Genomic DNA, 23,048 nt, shown 5'->3' on the forward strand with positions numbered 1-23,048 from the left:
CTAACTCTCAGCTAGAACCATTTCAGAGGTGAAATCTCATGGCCGCTATCAGCGCCTCTCAGGTTAAAGATCTTCGCGAACGCACCGGCTTGGGCATGATGGAGTGTAAAAAAGCACTCACCGAAGCGGGTGGCGACATCGACGTTGCCATCGAGAACCTGCGTAAAAGCTCCGGCTTGAAAGCCGCGAAAAAAGCCGGCCGCACCGCTGCGGAAGGCGCCGTTGTAACCCGCGTTGCCGACGATGGCAGCTACGGCGTTATGGTGGAAATCAACTCCGAAACCGATTTTGTGGCTCGCGATGACAACTTCATCGACTTCACCAACAAAATTGCTGACGCCTTCTTTGCCGCGAAAAGCGAAGACGTTGCCGCCGTGATGGACGGTGAGCTGGAAACCGCTCGTGAGCAGTTGGTGCAGAAAATCGGCGAAAACATTGGCGTGCGCCGTGCCGTTGTTGTCGACGCTGTTGACGGTGGCGTGGTCGGTGAATACGTTCACGGTGGCCGTATTGGTGTGCTGACCGTCCTTAAAGGCGGCAATGCCCAGGTGGCGAAAGACGTGGCGATGCACGTTGCCGCCATCAACCCGTCGGTTGCGCATCCGGAGAACATGCCTCAGGAAGAGCTGGACGCCGAAAAAGCGATTATCCTTGCTCAGCCTGATATGGCCGGTAAACCGGAACAGATCGCTGAAAAAATGGTGCAAGGTCGCTTGAAGAAGTACCTGGCAGAAAACAGCCTGACCGAGCAGCCGTTTGTGAAAGACCAGAACCAGACGGTGGCTGAGTATGTCAAAGCGGCAGGCGGTGAAGTGATTGGCTTTACCCGCTTTGGCGTAGGCGAAGGCATCGAGAAAGAAGAAGTCGACTTCGCGAAAGAAGTTATGGAACAGGCTGGCCGTCGCTAAGGTCTGATGTTCCAGCTGTAGGTTGGCGTGCGCGCGAGCGCACGCCTTCGCGTATCCGGCCCCTGCATAATACAAGGGGTGATGCCGCTTGTCGGCGCCAAGGTCTGCCCTAGGAGAATTGCCATGTCGCGTGATGTTCAAGAACCGCTTACCTCCCTGTCTAGCAAATCGAAAACCGACGGTTCCAAGTCGAAATACAAACGTATTTTGCTCAAGCTGTCGGGTGAAGCGCTGATGGGAGAGCATGATTTTGGCATTGACCCGAAGGTGCTGGATCGAATGGCACTGGAAATTGGCCAGCTAGTGGGTATTGGCGTTCAAGTGGGTATCGTCATCGGTGGTGGCAATTTGTTTCGCGGTGCGGCGCTGAATGAAGCCGGTATGGATCGCGTCACCGGTGATCATATGGGCATGCTGGCAACGGTGATGAATGCCCTGGCGATGCGTGATGCGCTGGAACGTTCCAATATTCGCTCGCGAGTGATGTCGGCGATCCCCATGAGCGGGGTGGTCGAGCACTATGATCGGCGTACGGCGATTCGCTATTTGACGTCCGGTGACGTGGTGTTGTTTTCAGCCGGGACCGGCAACCCTTTCTTTACCACTGACTCGGCTGCTTGCCTGCGGGGTATTGAGGTCGATGTCGATGTGGTGATCAAAGCGACCAAGGTCGACGGTGTCTACGATAAAGACCCGGTGAAGCACCCCGACGCCGTCAAATATGAACAACTCACCTACGATGATGCGCTTGATCAAAAGCTCGGCGTCATGGATTTGACCGCTATCTGCCTGGTACGTGACCATGACATGCCAGTGCGGGTGTTTGATATGAACAAGCCTGGTGCCCTGCTAAATTTAGTAGTTGGGGGCAGGGAAGGTACGCTGATAGACAGAGGTTATCCACGTGATTAATGACATTCAGAAAGATGCCGCGGCGCGCATGAAAAAAAGTGTCGAGGCACTGCACAGCAACTTTAACAAGATTCGTACCGGGCGTGCCCATCCGAGCATTCTGGATGCGGTGACCGTGGAATACTACGGTAGTCAGGTGCCGCTGAACCAAGTGGCCTCGGTCAACGTTGAAGACGCGCGTACACTGACGATCTCCCCCTGGGAGCAGAGCATGGTGCAGAAAATCGAAAAGGCCATCATGACCGCCGATCTGGGTCTCAACCCGGCCAGTGCGGGCAACGTGATTCGCGTGCCGATGCCGATGCTCACCGAAGAGACGCGCAAGGGCTATATCAAGCAGGCTCGCAGCGAGGCGGAGCACGCCCGTGTTGCGGTGCGCAACGTACGCCGCGATGCCAACGGTGATTTCAAGTCATTGCTAAAAGATAAAGAAATTACCGAAGACGATCAACGTGAAGGCGAAGATGCGATTCAAAAGCTGACCGACAAGTATATCGCTGAGATCGACCAGGCACTTGCTGCGAAAGAGCACGACCTGATGCAGGTGTAAGAAGCGGATGTTCACGCCGCGGGCAGCAGGGCTGCCCGCTCAGCCATCTTTGAGTGGCTTTTCTATGATTGATCTTTGGTGCAAGCATTCATGACGTCACCGCAGCTCCCCGGACAACGACCGGACGATGCCAACGCGATGGAGGTGGAGCAGGATTCGTTGCCGTCCCATGTGGCGATTATTATGGACGGTAATAATCGCTGGGCGCGTGCGCGAGGTCTGTCAGGCGCGCGCGGGCATCGCGCAGGCGTAGAGGCCGTCAGGGCGGTTATTCAGCGTGCCGCCGAGCGTGGGGTGCAAACGCTTAGCCTGTTCGCTTTCTCGAGCGAGAACTGGAAGCGGCCAGCAACGGAAGTCAATGCGCTGATGGAGCTTTTTCTGATGGCCCTCAAGCGAGAGGTCAAGAAGCTGCATGAGCGTAATATCCGCCTGTCGATTATCGGCGAGCAGCGTGGTTTTTCCCATGCGATTCAGAAGCATATTCAGCGTGCCGAATCGTTGACCGCCAACAATACCGGTATGCATCTGGTGATTGCCGCGAATTATGGCGGCCAATGGGATATTGCTCAGGCGGCCCGCCGACTGGCTGAACAGGCGGTTGCAGGGGAGATTTCCCCATCCGCTATCGACGAAGTCCAGGTGGATCAGGCGATGGGTGAGGGTGCTTATGTTCCACCTATCGACTTGTGTATTCGAACCAGCGGTGAACAACGGCTTTCGAATTTCATGCTCTGGCAACTGGCTTACGCCGAGCTGCACTTTTCGCCGTTACTCTGGCCCGATTTCCATGCCCAGGCCTTTGATGATGCCCTGGCTGATTTCTGTCGCCGGCAGCGTCGCTTCGGCATGACCGACGAGCAGTTAGAGGCCCAGGGTGCTTAAGCAACGAGTGATAACCGCGGTCTGGCTAGCACCTGTGGTGCTGGTCGGCCTGTTCGGTCTGCAGGGTGAGAGCTATGCCCTTTTCACGGCCTTCGTCATGCTGCTGGGTGCATGGGAGTGGACCAATCTCGCCGGCGTGATTCAACCGTTGAGGCGTGCCGCACTGGTCGCCGGTTGTGCCGTCCTGATGCTGGTGATGTGGACCAGTGGCGCTACCCATGCCCAATGGCCGCTATGGCTTGCCGCGGCAGGCTGGCTTCTCAATCTGGTATGGGTCACCCGCTACCCAGGCCTGGCGGCACAGTGGCATTCTACTCCAGGCCGTCTATTGATGGGGCTTTGGGTGCTGTTGCCGTGTTGGGTAGGGTTCAATATTCTGCGCGAGACCGGGGCCGTGTGGCTGCTGTTCGTACTGCTGCTTGTCTGGTCGGCGGATATTGGCGCTTACTTCGCGGGGCGCCGATGGGGAAAGCGCAAGCTGGCACCCCGGGTCAGCCCCGGTAAATCGTGGGAAGGCGTGATGGGGGGTATGGCGGCCACGGCCCTTTTGGCGATTGGATTCGCGTTCACGCTGTCGCTGGGATTGGCCGAAGGTGTGGCCCTGGTGGCGGTTACGCTGCTGGTCACGTTAATCTCTGTGTTGGGCGATTTACTGGAGAGCATGCTCAAGCGCTACCGCGACGTGAAAGATTCAAGCCAGCTGCTGCCGGGACATGGCGGCGTGCTGGACCGCATTGACAGCCTGACGGCGGCGATTCCGCTGTTTGCGCTGCTCTATCTACAGGTGCTGGGCCTATGACCTCGATAACCACACGGCGTGTAACGGTGCTGGGCTCCACCGGCTCCATCGGAACCAGTACGCTTGATGTCATCGCCCGTCACCCTGGTCGCTATCAGGTGCATGCGTTAACCGCACATACCTCAAAAGAAACGCTGCTCAGCCAGTGCCTTCGCTTTCGCCCTGCCGTTGCGGTACTTGCCAATGAGGCGGATGCTCGTTGGCTGCGCGCTGAGTTGCGCCGGGCAAGCCAATCCACCGAGGTCATGGTGGGGCCGGAAGCGCTATGCGATGTGGCTCGTGATGCCAGTGTCGATATTGTCATGGCAGCGATTGTTGGTGCGGCAGGCTTGTTGCCCTCGCTTGCGGCGGCAGAAGCGGGTAAGCGGGTGCTACTGGCCAATAAGGAAGCGTTGGTGATGAGTGGAGCGCTCTTCATGAAGGCGGTCGCTCGCTCCGGGGCCACGCTATTACCCATTGATTCCGAACATAATGCGATCTATCAGTGTCTACCTCCAGAGCATCGTGGAGGCCTTTCGCGCCACGGTGTATCGCAATTGCTGCTGACGGCCTCAGGTGGACCTTTCCGGACCTGGAGTGAGGCGGCAATTGCTCAGGTCACGCCCGAACAGGCCTGTGCGCATCCCAACTGGTCGATGGGGCGTAAGATATCGGTGGACAGCGCCACCTTGATGAATAAAGGGCTGGAGCTGATTGAGGCCTGCTGGCTGTTTGATGCCCGCCCTGACCAAATTCAGGTTGTCGTGCACCCGCAAAGTGTCATTCATTCGATGGCGGCTTATCAGGACGGCTCCGTGCTTGCGCAGTTGGGCAATCCCGATATGCGTACCCCCATCGCGTATGGACTGGCGTGGCCAGACAGAATCGAGGCGGGCGTTGAAGCGCTGGACCTTTTTCAGGTGGCGCGGCTCGATTTTGAAACAGCGGATGAAGCGCGCTTTCCGTGCCTGCCACTGGCCCGCGAAGCGATGCGCAGTGGTGGTTTGGCGCCTGTCGTGCTTAATGCCGCCAATGAAGTGGCGGTCGAAGCTTTCTTGAATCACCGATTGGGTTTTCTGGGCATCGGTCAGCTGGTCGAAGAGGCGTTGTCCTCGCCTATCGATGGGTCTGCCGATTGCCTTGAGAGTATTTTATGGGCCGATCAACGCGCACGTCAGCGTGCAGCTGGATGGCTGGCACGTTGGTCCGCCTAGTCTTAGCCCGGCTGAGGCGCATATCGAGGAGTACCCTGTGGGCCTGATACAAAACATTTTAGCGGTGATCGTGGTATTGGGGCTGCTGGTGACCTTCCACGAATTTGGTCACTTTTGGGTGGCGCGTCGCTGCGGGGTCAAAGTACTGCGCTTTTCGGTTGGGTTTGGCAAGCCTCTGTGGTCGCGGGTTGACCGCCACGGTACCGAGTTTGCGATTGCCGCCATCCCGCTTGGCGGGTACGTCAAAATGCTCGACGAACGCGAGGCACCGGTACCTGACGAACAGCTCGATCAGGCATTTAACCGTAAAAGTGTCTGGCAGCGTATTGCAGTAGTGGCGGCGGGGCCTGTTGCCAACTTCCTGCTGGCGATTGTCGCCTATTGGGCGTTGTTTGTGGCGGGCACAACCGCCGTTGTGCCGATGGTCGGGGAAACCGTGCCGAACTCCCCTGCCGCCGAAGCGGGGCTGGCCCACGGGGACGAGATTACCGCGATTCAGGGTGAAGCCGTCAGCAACTGGGAGGCGGTCAACCTGAAACTGGTGTCGATGATCGGCTTCACTGGAGAGCTAACCATTGAAGCTCGGCCTCAGGGTGAGAGCAACGCGGTGGCTTACCAACTTTCGCTACGCGATTACATGACCCGTCAGGATCCGCCGCAACCACTGGAAACACTGGGTTTGACCCCCTGGCAGCCCGATGTCCCGGCCACGCTTGGCCAGGTAATTGAGGGCGAGGCGGCCGCCGAGGCAGGTTTACAGGTGGGTGACCGCATTATCGCGGTGGATGAACAGCCCATTGCGGACTGGATGGATTTCGTCAACGTCATCCGTGGTAGCCCCGATGAGGAATTGACGGTTGCCGTTGAACGAGACGGCCAACGGCTAACCACCACTTTGACCCCCAGTCGCAACAGTCTGGAGACCGGCGTTGAAATTGGGTACATTGGTGCGGGTGCCGAGCCTGTCGAATGGCCTGAAGAGTATCAGCGCGAGATACGCTATGGCCCATTGGAAGCTGTAGGGCAGTCACTGTCGCGCACAGCAGACATGACATTGTTGACCGTTGATGCCATTCGCAAGATGCTGGTAGGGCTGATATCGCCGTCCAATCTGTCTGGTCCTGTGACAATTGCCCAGATTTCAGGGGATTCCGCACGGGCGGGGCTGGAAGCATTTGTCAGCTTTCTGGCGTATCTTTCCATCAGCCTCGGGGTATTGAACTTGCTGCCTATCCCTGTGCTGGATGGGGGGCATCTGCTTTATTATTTTCTGGAGATCGTGCGCGGGCGGCCGGTCTCCGAGCAAACCCAAGCCATCGGCTTACGTATCGGGCTTGCCATGGTGGGCACCCTGATGCTGATGGCTCTGTACTTTGATCTGATGCGCCTTTGGTAACGACGCGTGTAGTGCCTAGGATGCCTTGTCATCTGCCTGCACAAATGTATATGGTGCCTGTTTGAATGCATAGGCAGACCAACGCGAGCGAAATGACTGCATGAAAATCAAGACCTTTGGAATGGCGGTACTCTTGCTGGCGGGCGCCAGCGGTGCCCAGGCACAATCCTTTGATGTTTCGGACATTCGTGTGGAAGGACTGCAGCGGGTTTCCGCCGCCTCGGTCTTTAATGCGTTTCCTGTCAGCGCCAATGACCAGGTGAGCGAAAGCGAACTGGCAGCGGCGGCGCGGCAACTTTTCGAAACCGGGTTGTTTGAAGACGTATCGCTCGCCCGGGAAGGCGATGTGCTCGTGATACAGGTTGTCGAGCGCCCCACCATTACCCAGTTGAACATCAGCGGTAACGAGCAAATCTCGGAAGATGACCTGCGGCGTGGGCTGACGGAAGCAGGCCTGGCGGAAGGCGAGGTGCTTCAACTCTCGACGCTCGAGGAAATGGAGCGTGAGCTGGAAGGTGTTTACCAATCCCAGGGCCGTTATAGTGCAGGTATCGACACTGAGGTCGAGGAAATCGATGAAGGGCGCGTGCGTGTCAATATCAACATCAACGAAGGCGAAGTCGCCAAGATCCGCCAGATAAACATCGTCGGCAACGAGGCTTTCGACGATGAAACGCTGCTGGATCTTTTCGAGCTCGAAGATCGCCCTGGCTTCTGGTTTGGCTGGTTTTCCAGCGATGAGTACTCCCGTGAAGCGTTGTCAGGCGATATCGAACGTCTGCGGTCTTATTACCTGGATCGCGGCTATGTCAACTTCGACGTGACCTCTACACAAGTATCGATCGGGGCCGACAAGTCAGAGATATTCATAACGCTCAATGTCAACGAAGGCCAACAGTACCGCGTCGGCGATGTGCGTTTCAGAGGTGACCTGGAAATCAGTGAGCAGGAGGCCCGGGACCTACTCACCATTGAGCGTGGTGAGATATTCTCGCGTCAGGACCTCAATGCCTCGACCGAGGCGCTACGTCAACGCCTTGGCGCAGAAGGTTTTGCCTTTGCTGATGTTCAGGGCGTGCCTGAGGTGGCCGGTGACGGTGAGACGGTCGATCTGGTGATTAACGTCGATCCGGGGCAGCGTGCCTATGTACGACGTATCGAGTTTGTCGGTAATACGACCACCGATGATGAAGTGCTGCGCCGGGAAATGATCCAGATGGAAGGCGCTCCTGCTTCCACGGAGTCGATTACCCAGTCACGTCAACGCCTCGAGCGATTAGGCTTTTTCAGTCAGGTTGAAGTCGATACCGAGCGGGTCCCGGGCGAGCCCGACAAGCTGGACGTCACCTACAACGTTGAAGAGCAACCGTCGGGCTCTGTGTCAGCCAGCGTCGGCTTTTCGCAAAGCGCTGGGGTGATATACGGGGCGTCGCTGTCGCAGAATAATTTCCTGGGTACCGGTAACCGAGTCAACATTGGCGCTCAGCGGAGTGACACCTTCACCAGCGTGAACTTCGGTTTCACCGACCCTTACTGGACGCTTGACGGTATTTCACGAGGCTATAACGTCTTCTACCGTGAAACCGACTACGAAGATTCCGATATCTCGACCTACTCCACGGATGCGTATGGTGCCGGTATCAACTTCGGCTATCCGGTCAGTGAGCTATCGCGGCTGAACTTTGGCGCCAGCGCCGAAGACTTAACGGTAAAAACCTACTTTGATACCGCCTCTGAAATTCGTCGTTATGTTCAGGACGAGGGAAAGGATGCGCAAACCCTGAAGCTGAACGCCAACTGGACGCGCAATAACCTTAATCGCGGTATCATGCCCACGGCGGGAAGCTACCAGCGTGTCGCCATCGAAACCGGTGCACCTGGCAGCGACACGCAATACTATAAAGCCAGTGCCCGAGCACAGCAGTTATTCGCGCTCAACGATGCATGGTCGTTGAAATTTACCGGTGATCTTGGCTACGCCGATACGGTAGGCGATGACCCGTATCCGTTCTACGAAAACTTCTACGCCGGGGGGCTGGGGTCCGTGCGCGGGTTTACCTCCAACACCCTCGGGCAGCGGACGACGCCGGCGCGAGAAGGTGGGCGAGATCGTACCCTGGGCGGTAACGTGCTCGTCGAAGGTAGCGCCGAAATTATTTTCCCGCTTCCGTTTGTGGAAAATCAGAACTCTTTGCAGACATCGCTGTTCTTAGATGCGGGTAATACGTTTCTGTCATCCTGCTATGACGTGCTCGATGAAGATGCCAGCCGCCAACGCTGTAATTCAGGGGTTGATCTTGGCGATCTACGCTACAGCGCCGGGGTGGGGCTATCCTGGCTGACGCCGGTAGGTCCGTTGACCTTTGCGGTGGCTGAGCCTCTCAATGAAGAGAGTGGCGATGACACCCAGTTCTTCCAGTTCTCGTTAGGCCAGTCATTCTAACGTGTTGAGATGCGCCGTCAGGCGCATCCGTTTTACAAAAAGGAGTTATGACCATGCTTAAGCTCACTAGGGTCGTTTGTCTATTGGGTGCCATGGTGTTATCTGCTCAGGCTCAGGCAGACGAAGTGGCTGTTCTTGACTGGCGTGCGGCATTGATGAACAGCGATTCCGCTCAATCATCGATCAGCCGACTGGAAAGCGAGATTGGTAACCAGCAGCGTGAAGCTGAAAGCCTGGGCAGCGAATTGCAGGGCTTACAGGAACGCTTGCAGACCGAGGGCGAGACGATGTCCGAGGCACAACGCGAGTCGCTGATTGCTGAATTGCAGGAAAAAGGTCGTCGATTTGAGCAGTTACGCCAGCAAATTGGTCAGGCGCAGCAACGCTCAGAGCAACAGTTTCTTGAGGGCGCCGAAGCCAAACTGGAACAGGCGGTTGAACAAGTGATTGATCGACATGGTATTGAAGTCTTGGTTGAGCCCCAAGGCGTGCTGCATTCATCCAGAGATTTACCCAACGTGACGGATGAAGTCACGCAGATTTTTAACTCGCTCAACTAAAATACCCATAATGCTCGGTGCGGCTCAGCCGCACCAAAGGTTCCTTGGCCGCCCATGACCCACGCTTCTCACGACCTGACCCTTGCGGATATTGCCCGCCATTTGAATGTTACCTTCGAGGGTGACGGGAGCCAGCCCATCAGAGGCTTGGCGACGCTTAAAGACGCCCAGGCAGATCAGGTGGCTTTTCTGGCTAATCGCGCCTACCTGAAAGATCTGGCCATGACGCAGGCAGGGGCGGTTCTGCTCCACCCTGAGCATGGCAAAAGCTGCCCGGTGCCACGCCTGGAAATCGATAATCCATATTTGGGTTATGCCACACTCTCCCAGCTTTTTGACCCGTTACCTGCCCGTGATGTGCCGGGAATACACCCAAGTGCGGTTGTTGCTGAAAGCGTTTCGCTCGGGGATGGCGTCAGTGTGCAGGCCAATGCGGTCATCGAGGAAGGGGTGGTGCTGGGTGACGACGTGGTCATTGGCGCGGGCAGTCTGGTGGGCGCCGACAGTATTATCGGCGAGGGGACGCGTTTACATGCCAACGTCACCGTGTGTCATGGCGTCGTGATAGGCAAGCGTGTCATCCTGCAGAGCGGCTGTGTGATTGGCGGAGATGGGTTTGGCTTTGCCCACGATGGCGGCAAGTGGCACAAGATTGCTCAATTGGGCGGTGTGGTGCTCGGCGATGACGTCGAGGTCGGTAGTTGCTCAAGCATTGACCGGGGGGCGCTGGGCAATACCGTGATCGGTAATGATGTGAAGATCGACAGCCAAGTGCAGATTGCCCATAACGTCACGGTCGGCGATCACAGCGCACTAGCTGGCTGCGTGGGTATCGCCGGTTCAACCCATGTGGGGCGGCACTGCATGCTGGGTGGAGGCGTTGGCCTTTCAGGCCACCTGACGATCTGCGATGGTGTCCAGGTGACCGGAATGAGTCTGGTGACCAACTCTATCCACGAACCCGGCGTTTATTCTTCCGGCACCGGCGCCATGGGCAATGCCCAATGGCGAAAAAATGCCGTGCGTTTCAAACAGCTTGATGAGATTGCCAAGCGTTTGTCTCGTTTGGAAAAAAATCATCGCGGCCAATCGTGACTGTGTGAATATGGCAGTGGGCCGGTTGAGGCTCATCCGCAGCGCGTTATAATCCACTGCCTTTTGATCGGCCTGTGTGCCGATGTTTGCCTGATGTACCAGGTGTTTTGTCTTTTTAGAGGTCGCTACGATGGTTATGGATATTAACGAAATTCGCGAGTACTTGCCGCACCGCTACCCGTTTTTGCTGGTTGACCGGGTAACGCAGTTGACCAAGGGCGAATCCATCGTTGCGTATAAAAACGTCAGCATTAACGAGCCGTTTTTTAACGGTCATTTTCCCCACCATCCCATCATGCCGGGTGTCCTGGTGATAGAAGCGTTGGCTCAGGCCTGCGGTATTCTAGGGTTTAAAACGGTTAACAAACTTCCCGCCGATGGCTATGTGTATTACCTGGTGGGTAGTGATAAAGTACGTTTCAAGCGCCCGGTAATGCCTGGCGACCAGATGATGCTCGAAGCCGATGTTATCCGTGGCAAACGGGGCATCTGGAAATTCGCCTGCCGTGCAACGGTGGATGGTGAACTGGCCTGCGAAGCAGAGATTATTTGTGCTGAGAGGAAAGTAGCTTGATACATCCTACCGCCCTTGTTGATCCCGCCGCGCAGCTTGCTGACGACGTTGAGGTTGGCCCTTTTAGTGTGATTGGCCCGGATGTCACCATTGGTGCGGGGTCGGTTGTCGGTCCCCATGTGGTGATCAAGGGACCGACTAGCCTCGGTGAGCGCACGCGCATTTTCCAGTTTGCCTCTGTGGGCGAGGATTGTCAGGATAAAAAGTACGCAGGCGAGCCAACGCGCCTGGTGATGGGTGATGATAACGTCATTCGCGAAGGTGCCACGCTGCACCGCGGCACGATTCAGGACCGTGGTGAAACTACCATCGGGTCGCGCAACCTGATCATGGCGTATGTGCATGTGGGCCACGATTGCGTGATTGGCGATGACTGTATTCTGGCCAACCAGGTCACATTGGCCGGTCACGTGACAGTCGGCAATTTTGCCATTCTGGGCGGATTGGCGGCGATCCATCAGTTTTGCTATTTCGGCGACCATGCCATGGCAGGCGGGGGCTCAATCATCACCAAGGATACGCCCGCGTATGTGATGATCAACGGCAATCCTGCTGAAGCCCGCGGTCTCAACCTTGTGGGTTTGAAACGACGTGGTTTCAGCAGCGAAGCCATCAACGCCCTGAGTGCTTCCTACAAATTGGTGTACCGGCAAGGCTTGACCGTTGAGCAGGCACTTGCCGAAATGCGTAGCCGCTTCCCAATTCCTGAAGTGTCCCACTTCGCTGATTCCATTGAGCGTTCAACACGCGGCATTACCCGCTAACCGGCGGTTTTCATGCAACCACAGCGCATTTACCTGGTAGCAGGCGAGCTTTCCGGCGATATCCTCGGCGCGGGGCTGATGCGCGAACTCAATGCACGCCACCCGGGTGTTGAGTTTCGCGGCATCGGCGGCCCGCGCATGGAGGCTCAGGGACTCACTAGTCGCTTCCCCCTCGAAACCCTGTCAGTGATGGGGCTGGTGGAAGTCATCAAGCACTTGCCTGAGCTTCTTCGCGTACGCCGGACGCTACGTGAAGAAGCCATCGCCTGGCAGCCCGATATCATGATCGGCATCGACGCCCCCGACTTCAATATCGGCCTTGAGAAGCAGCTTCGCGAAACGGGCATAACGACGGCGCATTATGTCAGTCCGTCGGTATGGGCGTGGCGGCAAGGCCGGGTAAAAAAGATTGCCAAAGCCGTGGACGGCATGCTGACGCTGTTGCCCTTTGAAGCGGCTTTCTATCGCCGTCATCAGGTGCCGGTTGCTTTCGTGGGTCACCCGCTAGCCGATGAACTGCCGCTCGAGAACGATCGGTCAAGCATCCGTCAATCACTTGGTCTGGACGAGCAGGCGCCGGTACTGGCGCTGCTACCCGGGTCAAGGGGCAATGAGATACGCTTTTTAGGCGCGACCTTCTTGCAAGCGGCCGAGACGCTCTGCCAACAGCATCGCACACTCCAGGTGGTGATTCCGGCGGCCAGCGCACAGCGACGTGACGAAATTGATCAGCTCTTGGACGTCTATCCAGCGCTTGGCGAACGCGTGGTGTTACTCGATGGTCAGGCCCGCGAGGCGATGGTAGCAAGCGATGCCGTACTGTTGGCGTCAGGCACCGCTGCGCTGGAGGCCATGCTGTGCCACCGCGCCATGGTGGTGGCCTACAAAATGGCTCCGGTGACGCACTGGCTGGCCAAGCGGCTGGTCAAGACATCCTGGGTGTCATTACCCAACCTGATTGCTCAGCAGTCGATTGTGCCTGAACTGATACAGGACGATGCCTCACCCGAGGCGATTGCCGAGCAGCTCAGCGCGTTATTGACCGACGATGCGGGTCGGCACGCATTGGAAGCCCGCTTTGCCTCAATGCATCAGGCGCTTCAGCGGAATGCCAGCCGCCGAGCGGCAGATGCTATCGACGCGCTGGTCGCCGGTCAGCCATTAGCCGTACAGGATGACAGCATCGATGGGTGTTAAAGCAACCGACTTTCCACCCCTGCAGATTGACTATGCCGGTGAGCGCCTGGCAGGGGTCGATGAAGTGGGCAGGGGGCCGCTGGTAGGCAGTGTGGTAGCCGCCGCCGTGATCCTTGATCCTGCCAGGCCCATCGATGGTCTGACCGACTCCAAAAAGCTGACGGCGCGCAGGCGGGAAGCACTGGATAACTTGATTCGCGAGCATGCACTGGCGTTCACGGTGGCCGAGGCCAGCGCCGCCGAGGTGGACCAGCTCAATATTTATCATGCCACGCACCTGGCCATGCGACGGGCCATCGATGGTCTCGCTCCGGCGGCTGAGTACTTGCTGGTGGACGGAAATCGGCTGCCGGGTCATGTGCTACCCGGTCAGGCGGTCGTCAAAGGCGATGCCCGGCATCCGGCAATAGCGGCGGCGTCTATTTTGGCCAAGGTTGCCCGGGATGCCCAGATGGTTGCCCTGGATATGCGCTATCCTGAGTATGGGTTTGCGCGCCACAAGGGCTATCCAACCCGAGAGCATCTATCAGCGCTTGCGGTTCATGGACCATTAGCCGACCATCGACGAAGCTTTGCGCCGGTGCAGCGCCAGTTAGCACTGCTGTAGCCTTTCTATTTACTCAGCGTTTTTACCGAGAGTCTCATGACGGTTCCGTTCGTTCATCTACGTTTGCACAGTGAATATTCCCTGGTCGATGGCTTGGTCAAGCTCAAGTCCCTGGTCAGCACGACCGCTGAGCGCGAGATGCCAGCGCTGGCGCTGACCGACGAAGCCAACCTGTTTGGTCTGGTAAAGTTTTATAAGGCTGCCCAGGGCGCTGGTCTGAAGCCTATTATCGGCAGCGACTTGTGGCTGCATAATCCCCACGACGAGGCGCACCCCTACCGGCTGACGCTGCTGGCGATGAACGATATCGGTTATCGCAATTTGACCGAACTGATTTCCAGAGGCTGGACCGACGGCCAGCGGCAGGGCCGCGCCATTCTGGATAAACAGTGGGTGCTTTCACAAAGTGAAGGACTGATTGCGCTGTCTGGGGCGCGCGATGGTGAAATAGGCCGCCACCTGCTTTCCGACCACGAGCGCGAAGCACGTGGGTTGCTGGAGGAGTGGCAGCAGGCGTTCCCCGACCGTTTCTACCTTGAGCTCATCCGCACCGGGCGGCCCCTGGAAGAAGACTGTGTGCATGCCAGCGTGAAACTGGCGATTGACACCCAGACACCGGTGGTGGCGACCAACGATGTGCGTTTCCTGGAGCGCGATGACTATTGGGCCCATGAAACACGCGTGGCGATCGGTGAAGGCAAGGCGCTTGATGACCCGCGGCGCGAGCGTCGCTATACCGAAGAGCAGTATCTCAAAAGCCCTGCCGAGATGGCCGAGCTGTTTGCCGACATTCCCGAGGCGCTGGAAAACAGCGTGATGATCGCCGAGCGCTGCAGCGTCGACGTGCGGCTCGGTGAGATATTCCTGCCCGAGTTCGAAATTCCCGAGGGCATGACCCAGGACGAGTTTTTCCGCAAGATTTCCCACGATGGTCTCACGGACCGGCTGGATTTTTTGTACCCCGCCGAGCGTTACCCGCGCGACGGTGATGAGTACAAGGCAATCGACCAGCGCTATCGTGAGCGGCTCGATTTCGAGTTGAACATCATCATCCAGATGGGCTTTCCCGGTTACTTCCTGATCGTGATGGACTTTATCCAGTGGGCCAAGGACAACAATGTTCCGGTAGGGCCCGGTCGCGGTTCCGGTGCGGGTTCACTGGTGGCCTACGCGCAGAAGATCACCGACCTTGATCCCATCGGTTACGATCTGCTTTTCGAGCGGTTCCTGAACCCCGAGCGGGTTTCCATGCCCGACTTTGACGTCGACTTCTGCATGGAGAAGCGCGACCGCGTCATCGAGTACGTGGCCGACCGCTATGGGCGTGATGCGGTATCGCAGATTGTCACCTTTGGCACCATGGCCGCCAAGGCGGTGGTGCGCGACGTCGCTCGCGCCCAGGGCAAGCCCTATTCGCTGGGCGACAAACTCTCCAAGCTGATTCCCTTTGAAGTGGGCATGACGCTCGATAAGGCGATCGAGCAGGAAGCGGCGCTGAAAGAATTTATCGACAGCGATGAAGAAGCTGAAGAAATCTGGGAAATGGCCCTCAAGCTGGAGGGCACCACCCGGGGCACCGGCAAGCACGCCGGGGGCGTGGTGATCGCGCCTACCAAGCTCACCGACTTTTCGCCGTTGCTCTGCGATGAGGACGGTTCGGGCCTGATGGTGCAGTTCGATAAAAACGATATCGAAGACGCAGGGCTGGTGAAGTTCGACTTTCTGGGGCTGCGCACGCTGACCATTATCGACTGGGCGCTGGAAATGGTCGACAAGGTGCGCGAAGCCAACGACCAGGGGCCGCTCAATATCGACGCCATTCCCCTGGACGATGGCAAGACCTTCGAGATGCTCAAGCGTGCCGAGACCACGGCGGTGTTCCAGCTGGAATCCCGCGGCATGAAGGAACTGATCAAGCGCCTGTTGCCCGATTCACTCGACGACATGATCGCCCTGGTGGCGCTGTTCCGCCCCGGCCCGCTGCAGTCGGGTATGGTGGACGACTTTATCAACCGCAAGCACGGCCGCGCGGAAGTATCTTATCCACACCCTGATTACCAGCACGAGCTGTTGAAAACGGTGCTGGCTCCCACTTATGGCATCATCCTGTACCAGGAACAGGTCATGCAGATCGCCCAGGTGATGGCGGGCTACACGCTCGGCCAGGCCGACATGCTGCGCCGGGCGATGGGCAAGAAAAAGCCCGAGGAAATGGCCAAGCAGCGCGCCGGCTTCATGGAAGGCTGCGCCGCCAACGGCATTGATAAAGACCTGGCGGGCAATATCTTTGATCTGGTAGAGAAGTTTGCTGGTTACGGCTTCAACAAGTCGCACTCGGCCGCCTACGCACTGGTCTCGTACCAGACCGCCTGGCTCAAGGCGCACTACCCGGGGCCCTTCATGGCGGCGGTGATGTCCACGGAAATGGACAATCTGGATAAGGTTGTGCCGCTGATTGAAGAGTGCCGAAACCTCAAGCTGACAGTGACCCCACCGGACGTCAATGTGGGCGGCTACAAGTTCACCGTCGACATTGAGGGCCGCGTGGTATACGGACTGGGGGCGATTCGTGGCGTTGGTGAGGGTCCGATTGGCGCCATCGTTGATGCTCGTGAGGCAGGCGGCGCATTCAGCGACCTCTTCGATTTCTGCAAGCGTATTGACCCCAAACGCATGAACAAGCGCACGCTGGAAGCGCTGATCCGCTCCGGCGCGCTGGATAATCTGGGACCGAATCGCGCCGTGCTAGCCGCTGCCATGGAAGACGCTCTCAAGGCCGCCGCGCAAAATCACACCAACCAGAATCTGGGTATGCTGGATATGTTCGGCGAGGCGTTTGCCGCTGAAGAAGAGGCGGTAGATGTCTACGCCGAATACCGCCACGTCCGTGAATGGACCGACCGCGAACGGCTGTCCGGTGAGAAAGATACCCTCGGCCTTTATCTGACAGGCCACCCGATTGACGAGTACGAGCGTGAATTAAAGCGCTTTGTATCGACGCGGATCAGCGATTTAAAAGCGTCCTGGGAGCCCCAGCGTATCGCTGGTTTGGTGGTGGCCATGCGCACCATGAAATCAAAGCGCGGCGATACCATGGCGTTTATCACCCTGGATGACCGCACCGGGCGCATTGAGGCCTCGCTATTTGGCGAGCTGTTCGAACAATTGCGTGGGCAAATCGCCGCCGATGAAGTGGTGATTATCGAAGGTGAGGTGTCCAACGATGACTTTTCCGGTGGGCTCAAGCTGCGCGGCAAGGATGTCACGCCCATGGTGGCGGCTCGCGCCCGCTTTGGTCAGGCAGTGGAGTTGGCACTGGATGCCCAGCAGCTCAACGGCCGTCTGGTCGAGAGCTTGCGCGCCAGCCTGTCACCATTTCGCGACGAGGCCGGGTTGCCTGTTCGCCTACAGTATCGACACCCCGATGCCGTGGGCTGGCTGGAACTGGCGGATGAATGGAAGGTCGCCCCCAGCGATGATTTGCTGCTCACCCTGCGCGATGTCCAGGGGCAGGTGGGTGTCCAGCTACGGTACAAGTAATGCGCGTTCTTCGTGGTGCCTTGCGTGATAGGGTCAGGGTGCGATAATGGCATCATACATGCGCGTTTCGACAAGGCTTATTTTTAACAGGCAGAGCCGATGAATCCTAATTATCTCGATTTTGAACAGCCCATTGCCGAGCTTCAGGCAAAAATTGAAGAGCTGCGTCTGGTCAGTTCCGATAGCCAGGTCAATCTTTCCGACGAAATCGCCCGGCTGGAAGAGAAAAGCCGCAAGCTGACGGAGTCGATTTTCAAGGATTTGACCCCTTGGCAGGTGTCCCAGCTGTCGCGCCACCCCCAGCGCCCCTACACGCTCGATTACCTTGAGCATATCTTCAGCGACTTTGACGAGCTGCACGGCGATCGCAATTTCGGCGATGATGCCGCCCTCGTCGGCGGTGTGGCGCGCCTGGATGATAAGCCTGTCATGGTGATCGGCCACCAGAAGGGCCGCGACGTGAAGGAAAAGGTGCGGCGCAATTTTGGTATGCCGCGTCCCGAAGGCTACCGCAAGGCCTGCCGACTGATGGAAATGGCCGAGCGTTTCAAGATGCCGGTGCTGACCTTTATCGACACGCCGGGGGCCTACCCGGGGATCGACGCCGAAGAGCGCGGTCAGTCCGAGGCGATTGCCTACAACCTGGCGGTCATGTCGCGCCTGAAGACGCCAATTATCTCCACGGTGGTCGGTGAGGGCGGTTCCGGCGGCGCACTGGCGATTGGTGTGTGCGATGAACTGCAGATGCTGCAGTACTCGACCTATTCGGTGATCTCGCCGGAAGGCTGCGCGTCGATTCTGTGGAAGAGCGCCGACAAGGCTTCAGACGCTGCTCAGGCGATGGGCATCACCGCCGAGCGCTTGAAAGAGCTGGGTTTTGTCGACTCGCTGATCAAGGAGCCATTGGGTGGCGCGCACCGGCATCCGGTGACGACGTCCGAACGCATCAAGGAAGCATTGACGGCGAGCATTGACCGGCTGCAACAGATGGATACCGAGGCGCTACTGGCGCGTCGCTATGACCGCCTGATGAGTTATGGCGCCCCAGCCGCCTGAATCGCTGGTTGGCCTGCTCAATGACGCCCTGGTGGAAACCCCACCGGGGCGATCTATTTGGGTGGCCGTCTCCGGCGGACTGGATTCGTCGCTACTTTTGACACTGGCCGCGGACGCCTGCCGAAAGGCCCGACGTCGCCTACGAGCGCTGCACGTCAATCATGCGTTGCAACCCGCCGCCGACGCGTTTGAAGCGCACTGCCAGGCGTTGTGTGCCAGGCTCGGCGTGCCCCTCACGGTGGCCAGGGTAACGGTCGAACGCCAGGGCGAAGGGCTTGAAGGTGCTGCTCGCCGGGCGCGCCTGGCCGCCTTTCGACAGCATATCCCGCCTGGCGATACACTCTGGCTGGCCCAGCATCAGGACGATCAGGCTGAAACGCTGCTGCTGGCCGCGATGCGTGGTAGCGGGGTTCGCGGACTCGCCGCTATGCCCTATCGCCGTGACTGGCAGGGCATCACCCTGTTGCGTCCCTGGCTTGATATAGGTCGTGATCAGCTCGCCGAAACGGCCAGGGCCATGCAGCTAGCCTGGTGCGACGACCCGACCAACGACGACGTTGCCCTGGACCGCAACCTGCTGCGCCACCAGGTAGTGCCGCGACTTGAAGCGCGCTGGCCTGCAGCACGCCGGGCGCTATCGCAAAGCGCCCGCCTCGCGGGAGAAGCCGACGCCTTGTTGGCCGCCTACGCCGGTGAAGAACTGCAAACCCTGCAAGAGGGTGATGGTCTGAACGTGACCGCGTTGCGCTCACGCGACCGCCCTCGCCAGCGCCTGCTGGTGCGCACATTGTGTCAGCAGGCGGGCTTGCCCACGCCGCCGCGAGAGCGTCTGGAAACCCTGCTTGATCAACTGATGGCCGGGCGCGACGCTCAGGTGCGCGTCACTTGGCCGGGGGCCGAAGCCCGGGTGTGGCGAGAGCGATTGTTTGTGATGCCGCCGTTAGAGAGCCCGCTACCCTGGCAAATCACCTGGAACGGTCAGCCGGGCATCGATACGCCGCTGGGTCCGCTTGCGCTGACGCTCGATACCGACCAGCCGGTGACGCTGCGCTGGCGCCAGGGAGGCGAGGTGATTCGACTGCCAAAGCGAGGCCGCCGGGCGGTAAAGCGGCTGTTGCAAGAAGCCCACTTGCCGCCCTGGCAGCGCGAGTGGATAGTCATGGTGATGCAAGAAGATGAATGTCTGGGCGTGATTCAGCCGCCCGCCACCATCTTGTGGCGGGCGGACGGCGTCAGGTTGGGCTAATGGGTTGCTCAACAAGATGCAGGCTGAACCCCGCCGTCTCCATGTAGCCTTGTTCCTGTTCCAGATCTGTGCTCAACAGTGTTGGCTCGTCGCTTTCAGGCAGCGTGATCGTCAATTGATCACCGTTGGCGCTTACCTCGGGGAGCGGCGGGGCGTGTTCAGGCCGTGAATGGTTGAACAACACCGCCAGCCGCAGTAGGCGCGCCAGCTTGGCGCTTTGTGCCTGCTGGCTTTTAGGCATCGCCTGCCACTCTTTTAGGGGGAATTTGCGCCGGTGGGCGCGGACTAAAAACGCCAGCAGTTGCTGTTCCGGGCGGGAAAAGCCGGCCAGATCCGAATGTTCAATCAGGTAAGCGCCGTGGCGGTGAAACTGGCTGTGGGAAATGGCCAGGCCAATTTCGTGTACGTGACTCGCCCAGCGTAAATAACGTCTGAGTGAGTCGTTCAGCGACCAGTCACCTTGGAGGGCATCAAATAATCGACTGGCGGTATCCGCCACGTTGTCTGCCTGCCGGTTATCCACGTCATAGGTGCGCTTTAGCACGTCGAGGCTTTTCGAGCGGGTATCTTCGGCGCTATTACGCCCCGCCATGTCATACAGCACTCCCTCGCGCAGGGCGCCGTCGGCAAAGCGCATCTGCTCAAGGTCGAAGGCTTCGAAAATAGCGCTCAATATGGCGATCCCGGCAGGAAACACCTTGGCGCGGTCAGACTTCAAACCGTCGAGCTCGACCTTATCGAGCCGCTTGCACTTGATAAGCCGTTCGCGCAGCTTTTTCAGGCCGCTGCGGGTAATCAGGCCCTCCTGAGTCGTGTCGCCATAGGCGAAGAGCACGCTGGCCGCTGCCTTGATCGTGCCGCTGGAGCCCACCGGGTCGTCCCAGCCCAGGCGCTGATAAGGTCGCTGAATATTGGCCAGCTCCGAAAGTGCCGCCAGCTCGGCACGGCGCATGCGCTTTTCGCTGAGCTCGCCTTCGGGGAAAAAGCGCCGCGAAAAGGTCACGCAGCCCATGCGCAGACTCTCCAGCGCTCTGGGCTCAAAGGCCTCGCCGATGATGAACTCGGTGGACCCACCGCCGATATCGACAATCAAGCGACGACCGTTTTCCGCCAGGGCATGGGCAGCACCCAGGTAGATCAGGCGGGCTTCTTCGCGGCCGGCAATTATCTCGATGGGGTGACCAAGCTGGGCCTCGGCGCGTTCGATAAAGGCCTGGCTGTTATGCGCATCGCGCAGCGCATTGGTTCCCACAATACGCAAATGTTGCTGGGTAATACCGGTAAGGAACGGTGCAAACCGTCCCAAACAATCCAACGCCCGTTGAATGGCGGCCTCACTGAGCTGGCCCTCCTCATCCAAACCGGCGGCAAGCTGGACCTTTTCGCCGAGGCGTGCCACGACTTGAAGGCGCTCATTCTGGTAGTTGGCCACCAGCAGATGAAAGCTGTTCGACCCCATGTCGATGGCCGCTAAACGTTGTGGTGCCCCGTTGTCGGCCGCTGCGTCAGCGGCATCAGTGGGGAGCGAAATGTCCTTGGGCATGAGCTATCCTTCGTGTTGACTGACCCAAGGTTGCGGTGGGCTTTATTTATTGTCAATTGCCAAAAGCTTGCGTTTGACGCGGGGGTTGACTAACATCGAGCTACTGGCTTGATACGACCGGATTTACCCATATATTACCCAGGTCGCCCCAGGCATCATTTAGCGCTGTAACTGGCGCAATTGCGCGGTGAAGCTTTTGACTATCGCGTCCAATGATGTCGGCCAGATGTCCAAGTCGTCAGATAGCCCGCTGGCCCAGCCGTTCCTGTGCTGACCAGACTTATCAGCACTAGCACCCTCGAACTGAGCCACCATTGATCATGTGGTTAACAAGTCTCAGTCTAGCCCCTTTATTCGAGTGAGTGCCTTCTTCGGGGTCTGAACGCATCACACGGCGCCTAGCCATATAATCAAGAGCTACGCCTCCTGTCCTATTTAGGCGCTTAGCGCCCAGCTTTCATGAGCAACTTTCTAATCACACCGATGAATCTCACTGAACTCAAGCAAAAAACCGTTCCCGAGCTGCTCGATATCGCCCGTGAAATGGGTATCGATAACTTGGCCCGTTCGCGCAAGCAGGACATCATCTTCGCCATCCTCAAGAAGCACGCCAAAAGCGGCGAGGATATCTACGGCGATGGGGTGCTGGAAATTCTTCAGGATGGCTTTGGCTTTTTGCGCAGCGCCGACAGCTCTTATCTCGCCGGGCCGGACGATATCTATGTCTCGCCCTCGCAAATCCGTCGCTTTAATCTGCGTAAAGGCGACTCCATCTCGGGCAAGATCCGGCCGCCCAAAGAGGGCGAGCGTTATTTTGCGCTGCTCAAGGTCAGCCAGATCAACTTTGACCGCCCGGAAAACGCCAAGCACAAGATTCTCTTCGAGAACCTGACGCCGCTGTTTCCGGACGATCGCCTGCGCATGGAAATCGGTAATGGTTCCACCGAGGATCTGACCTCGCGGATCATCGACCTGACAGCGCCGATCGGCAAAGGTCAGCGTGGCCTGCTGGTGTCACCGCCCAAAGCGGGTAAGACACTGATGTTGCAGAACATCGCCACCTCGATCACGCGCAATAACCCCGAATGTCATTTGATCGTCCTGTTGATCGATGAGCGCCCCGAGGAAGTGACCGAGATGTCGCGCACCGTGCGTGGCGAAGTGGTCGCCTCAACCTTCGATGAGCCGCCCGCCCGACATGTGCAGGTGGCCGAGATGGTCATCGAGAAAGCCAAGCGGCTGGTCGAGCACAAAAAGGACGTGGTGATTCTGCTTGATTCCATCACCCGCCTGGCGCGTGCTTACAACACCGTGGTGCCAAGCTCGGGTAAAGTGCTGACCGGCGGTGTGGATGCTCACGCGCTCGAGAAGCCCAAACGCTTCTTCGGTGCGGCGCGTAATATCGAAGAGGGCGGCAGCCTGACGATTATTGCCACGGCCCTGGTAGATACCGGTTCGAAAATGGACGAAGTCATTTTCGAGGAGTTCAAGGGCACCGGTAACATGGAAGCGCACCTGGACCGTAAACTGGCTGAAAAACGCGTCTTCCCGGCGATCAATATCCGTCGCAGCGGCACGCGTCGTGAAGACCTGCTGGCCTCCGAAGAAGAGATGCAGCGCATGTGGATATTGCGCAAGCTGTTGAATCCTATGGAGGACACCGCTGCCACCGAGTTCCTGATTGACCGCTTGAAAGATACCAAGACCAATCTGGAGTTTTTTGACGCGATGAAGCGCCGCTAAGGTTTCCTCAAACAGGCCTAGCGGCATGATGGCCAGCCAG

General features: G+C 58.2%; 19 protein-coding genes. 18 read left to right on the forward strand and 1 reads right to left on the reverse strand.

Annotated elements, in window-relative coordinates:
• The first annotated feature begins 38 nt into the window (after positions 1-38).
• From tsf to tilS, 17 genes are all read left to right on the forward strand, one after another.
• Positions 39-908: a translation elongation factor Ts gene (tsf, locus tag QC816_RS16940; protein WP_085918339.1), complete on the forward strand. Its 870-nt coding sequence runs from the start codon at positions 39-41 to the stop codon at positions 906-908.
• A gap of 123 nt (positions 909-1,031) precedes the next feature.
• On the forward strand, positions 1,032-1,820 hold the full coding sequence (gene pyrH / locus QC816_RS16945) for a UMP kinase (RefSeq protein WP_085918340.1): 789 nt from the start codon (positions 1,032-1,034) through the stop codon (positions 1,818-1,820).
• A complete protein-coding gene (frr, locus tag QC816_RS16950; RefSeq protein WP_085918341.1) occupies positions 1,813-2,370 on the forward strand; it encodes a ribosome recycling factor in 558 nt (185 codons plus the stop codon). Before pyrH ends, frr begins: the two co-directional genes overlap by 8 nt.
• 90 nt (positions 2,371-2,460) lie before the next feature.
• The gene (gene uppS, locus QC816_RS16955) at positions 2,461-3,252 is read left to right on the forward strand and encodes a polyprenyl diphosphate synthase (RefSeq protein ID WP_085918342.1); all 792 of its coding nucleotides are present in this window, start codon (positions 2,461-2,463) and stop codon (positions 3,250-3,252) included.
• Positions 3,245-4,051 (forward strand): phosphatidate cytidylyltransferase, encoded by an 807-nt coding sequence (locus QC816_RS16960; protein ID WP_085918343.1) that lies wholly within the window; start codon positions 3,245-3,247, stop codon positions 4,049-4,051. The genes uppS and QC816_RS16960 overlap by 8 nt, the downstream gene beginning before the upstream one ends.
• Positions 4,048-5,244, forward strand: a complete 1,197-nt coding sequence (gene ispC / locus QC816_RS16965; protein WP_309783566.1) for a 1-deoxy-D-xylulose-5-phosphate reductoisomerase — start codon at positions 4,048-4,050, stop codon at positions 5,242-5,244. The genes QC816_RS16960 and ispC overlap by 4 nt, the downstream gene beginning before the upstream one ends.
• Before the next feature lie 37 nt (positions 5,245-5,281).
• The gene (gene rseP / locus QC816_RS16970; RefSeq protein ID WP_309783567.1) at positions 5,282-6,640 is read left to right on the forward strand and encodes a sigma E protease regulator RseP; all 1,359 of its coding nucleotides are present in this window, start codon (positions 5,282-5,284) and stop codon (positions 6,638-6,640) included.
• Between the two features lie 100 nt (positions 6,641-6,740).
• Entirely contained in the window at positions 6,741-9,083 is a 2,343-nt protein-coding gene (gene bamA / locus QC816_RS16975; protein WP_422823751.1) for an outer membrane protein assembly factor BamA, read from the forward strand.
• 53 nt (positions 9,084-9,136) lie between these two features.
• Positions 9,137-9,643 (forward strand): OmpH/Skp family outer membrane protein, encoded by a 507-nt coding sequence (locus QC816_RS16980; protein WP_085918346.1) that lies wholly within the window; start codon positions 9,137-9,139, stop codon positions 9,641-9,643.
• A gap of 54 nt (positions 9,644-9,697) precedes the next feature.
• Positions 9,698-10,738: a UDP-3-O-(3-hydroxymyristoyl)glucosamine N-acyltransferase gene (gene lpxD, locus QC816_RS16985; protein ID WP_085918347.1), complete on the forward strand. Its 1,041-nt coding sequence runs from the start codon at positions 9,698-9,700 to the stop codon at positions 10,736-10,738.
• A 130-nt stretch (positions 10,739-10,868) separates the two neighbouring features.
• Positions 10,869-11,312 (forward strand): 3-hydroxyacyl-ACP dehydratase FabZ, encoded by a 444-nt coding sequence (gene fabZ / locus QC816_RS16990; RefSeq protein ID WP_085918348.1) that lies wholly within the window; start codon positions 10,869-10,871, stop codon positions 11,310-11,312.
• Positions 11,309-12,076 carry an acyl-ACP--UDP-N-acetylglucosamine O-acyltransferase gene (gene lpxA / locus QC816_RS16995; RefSeq protein ID WP_199284595.1) on the forward strand — a complete coding sequence of 256 codons (768 nt, stop codon included), beginning with the start codon at positions 11,309-11,311 and terminating at the stop codon, positions 12,074-12,076. The genes fabZ and lpxA overlap by 4 nt, the downstream gene beginning before the upstream one ends.
• Before the next feature lie 12 nt (positions 12,077-12,088).
• Positions 12,089-13,273 carry a lipid-A-disaccharide synthase gene (gene lpxB / locus QC816_RS17000; protein WP_264824573.1) on the forward strand — a complete coding sequence of 395 codons (1,185 nt, stop codon included), beginning with the start codon at positions 12,089-12,091 and terminating at the stop codon, positions 13,271-13,273.
• Positions 13,263-13,880 carry a ribonuclease HII gene (rnhB, locus tag QC816_RS17005; protein ID WP_309783571.1) on the forward strand — a complete coding sequence of 206 codons (618 nt, stop codon included), beginning with the start codon at positions 13,263-13,265 and terminating at the stop codon, positions 13,878-13,880. Before lpxB ends, rnhB begins: the two co-directional genes overlap by 11 nt.
• A 36-nt stretch (positions 13,881-13,916) precedes the next feature.
• A complete protein-coding gene (dnaE, locus tag QC816_RS17010; RefSeq protein ID WP_085918352.1) occupies positions 13,917-17,420 on the forward strand; it encodes a DNA polymerase III subunit alpha in 3,504 nt (1,167 codons plus the stop codon).
• Between the two features lie 99 nt (positions 17,421-17,519).
• Positions 17,520-18,476 (forward strand): acetyl-CoA carboxylase carboxyl transferase subunit alpha, encoded by a 957-nt coding sequence (gene accA, locus QC816_RS17015; protein ID WP_085918353.1) that lies wholly within the window; start codon positions 17,520-17,522, stop codon positions 18,474-18,476.
• A complete protein-coding gene (gene tilS / locus QC816_RS17020; protein WP_309783573.1) occupies positions 18,457-19,722 on the forward strand; it encodes a tRNA lysidine(34) synthetase TilS in 1,266 nt (421 codons plus the stop codon). Before accA ends, tilS begins: the two co-directional genes overlap by 20 nt.
• Here tilS and ppx read toward each other — a convergent pair.
• Positions 19,709-21,265, reverse strand: coding sequence for an exopolyphosphatase (ppx, locus tag QC816_RS17025; RefSeq protein WP_264824570.1), 1,557 nt, complete (start codon positions 21,263-21,265; stop codon positions 19,709-19,711). The genes tilS and ppx overlap by 14 nt on opposite strands.
• Positions 21,266-21,748: 483 nt before the next feature.
• Between ppx and rho the strand changes: the two genes are divergently transcribed.
• Positions 21,749-23,008, forward strand: coding sequence for a transcription termination factor Rho (gene rho / locus QC816_RS17030; protein ID WP_066322024.1), 1,260 nt, complete (start codon positions 21,749-21,751; stop codon positions 23,006-23,008).
• Positions 23,009-23,048 lie beyond the last annotated feature (40 nt).

It is taken from the genome of Vreelandella janggokensis, assembly GCF_031451615.1.
Taxonomy (GTDB): Bacteria; Pseudomonadota; Gammaproteobacteria; order Pseudomonadales; family Halomonadaceae; genus Vreelandella; species Vreelandella janggokensis.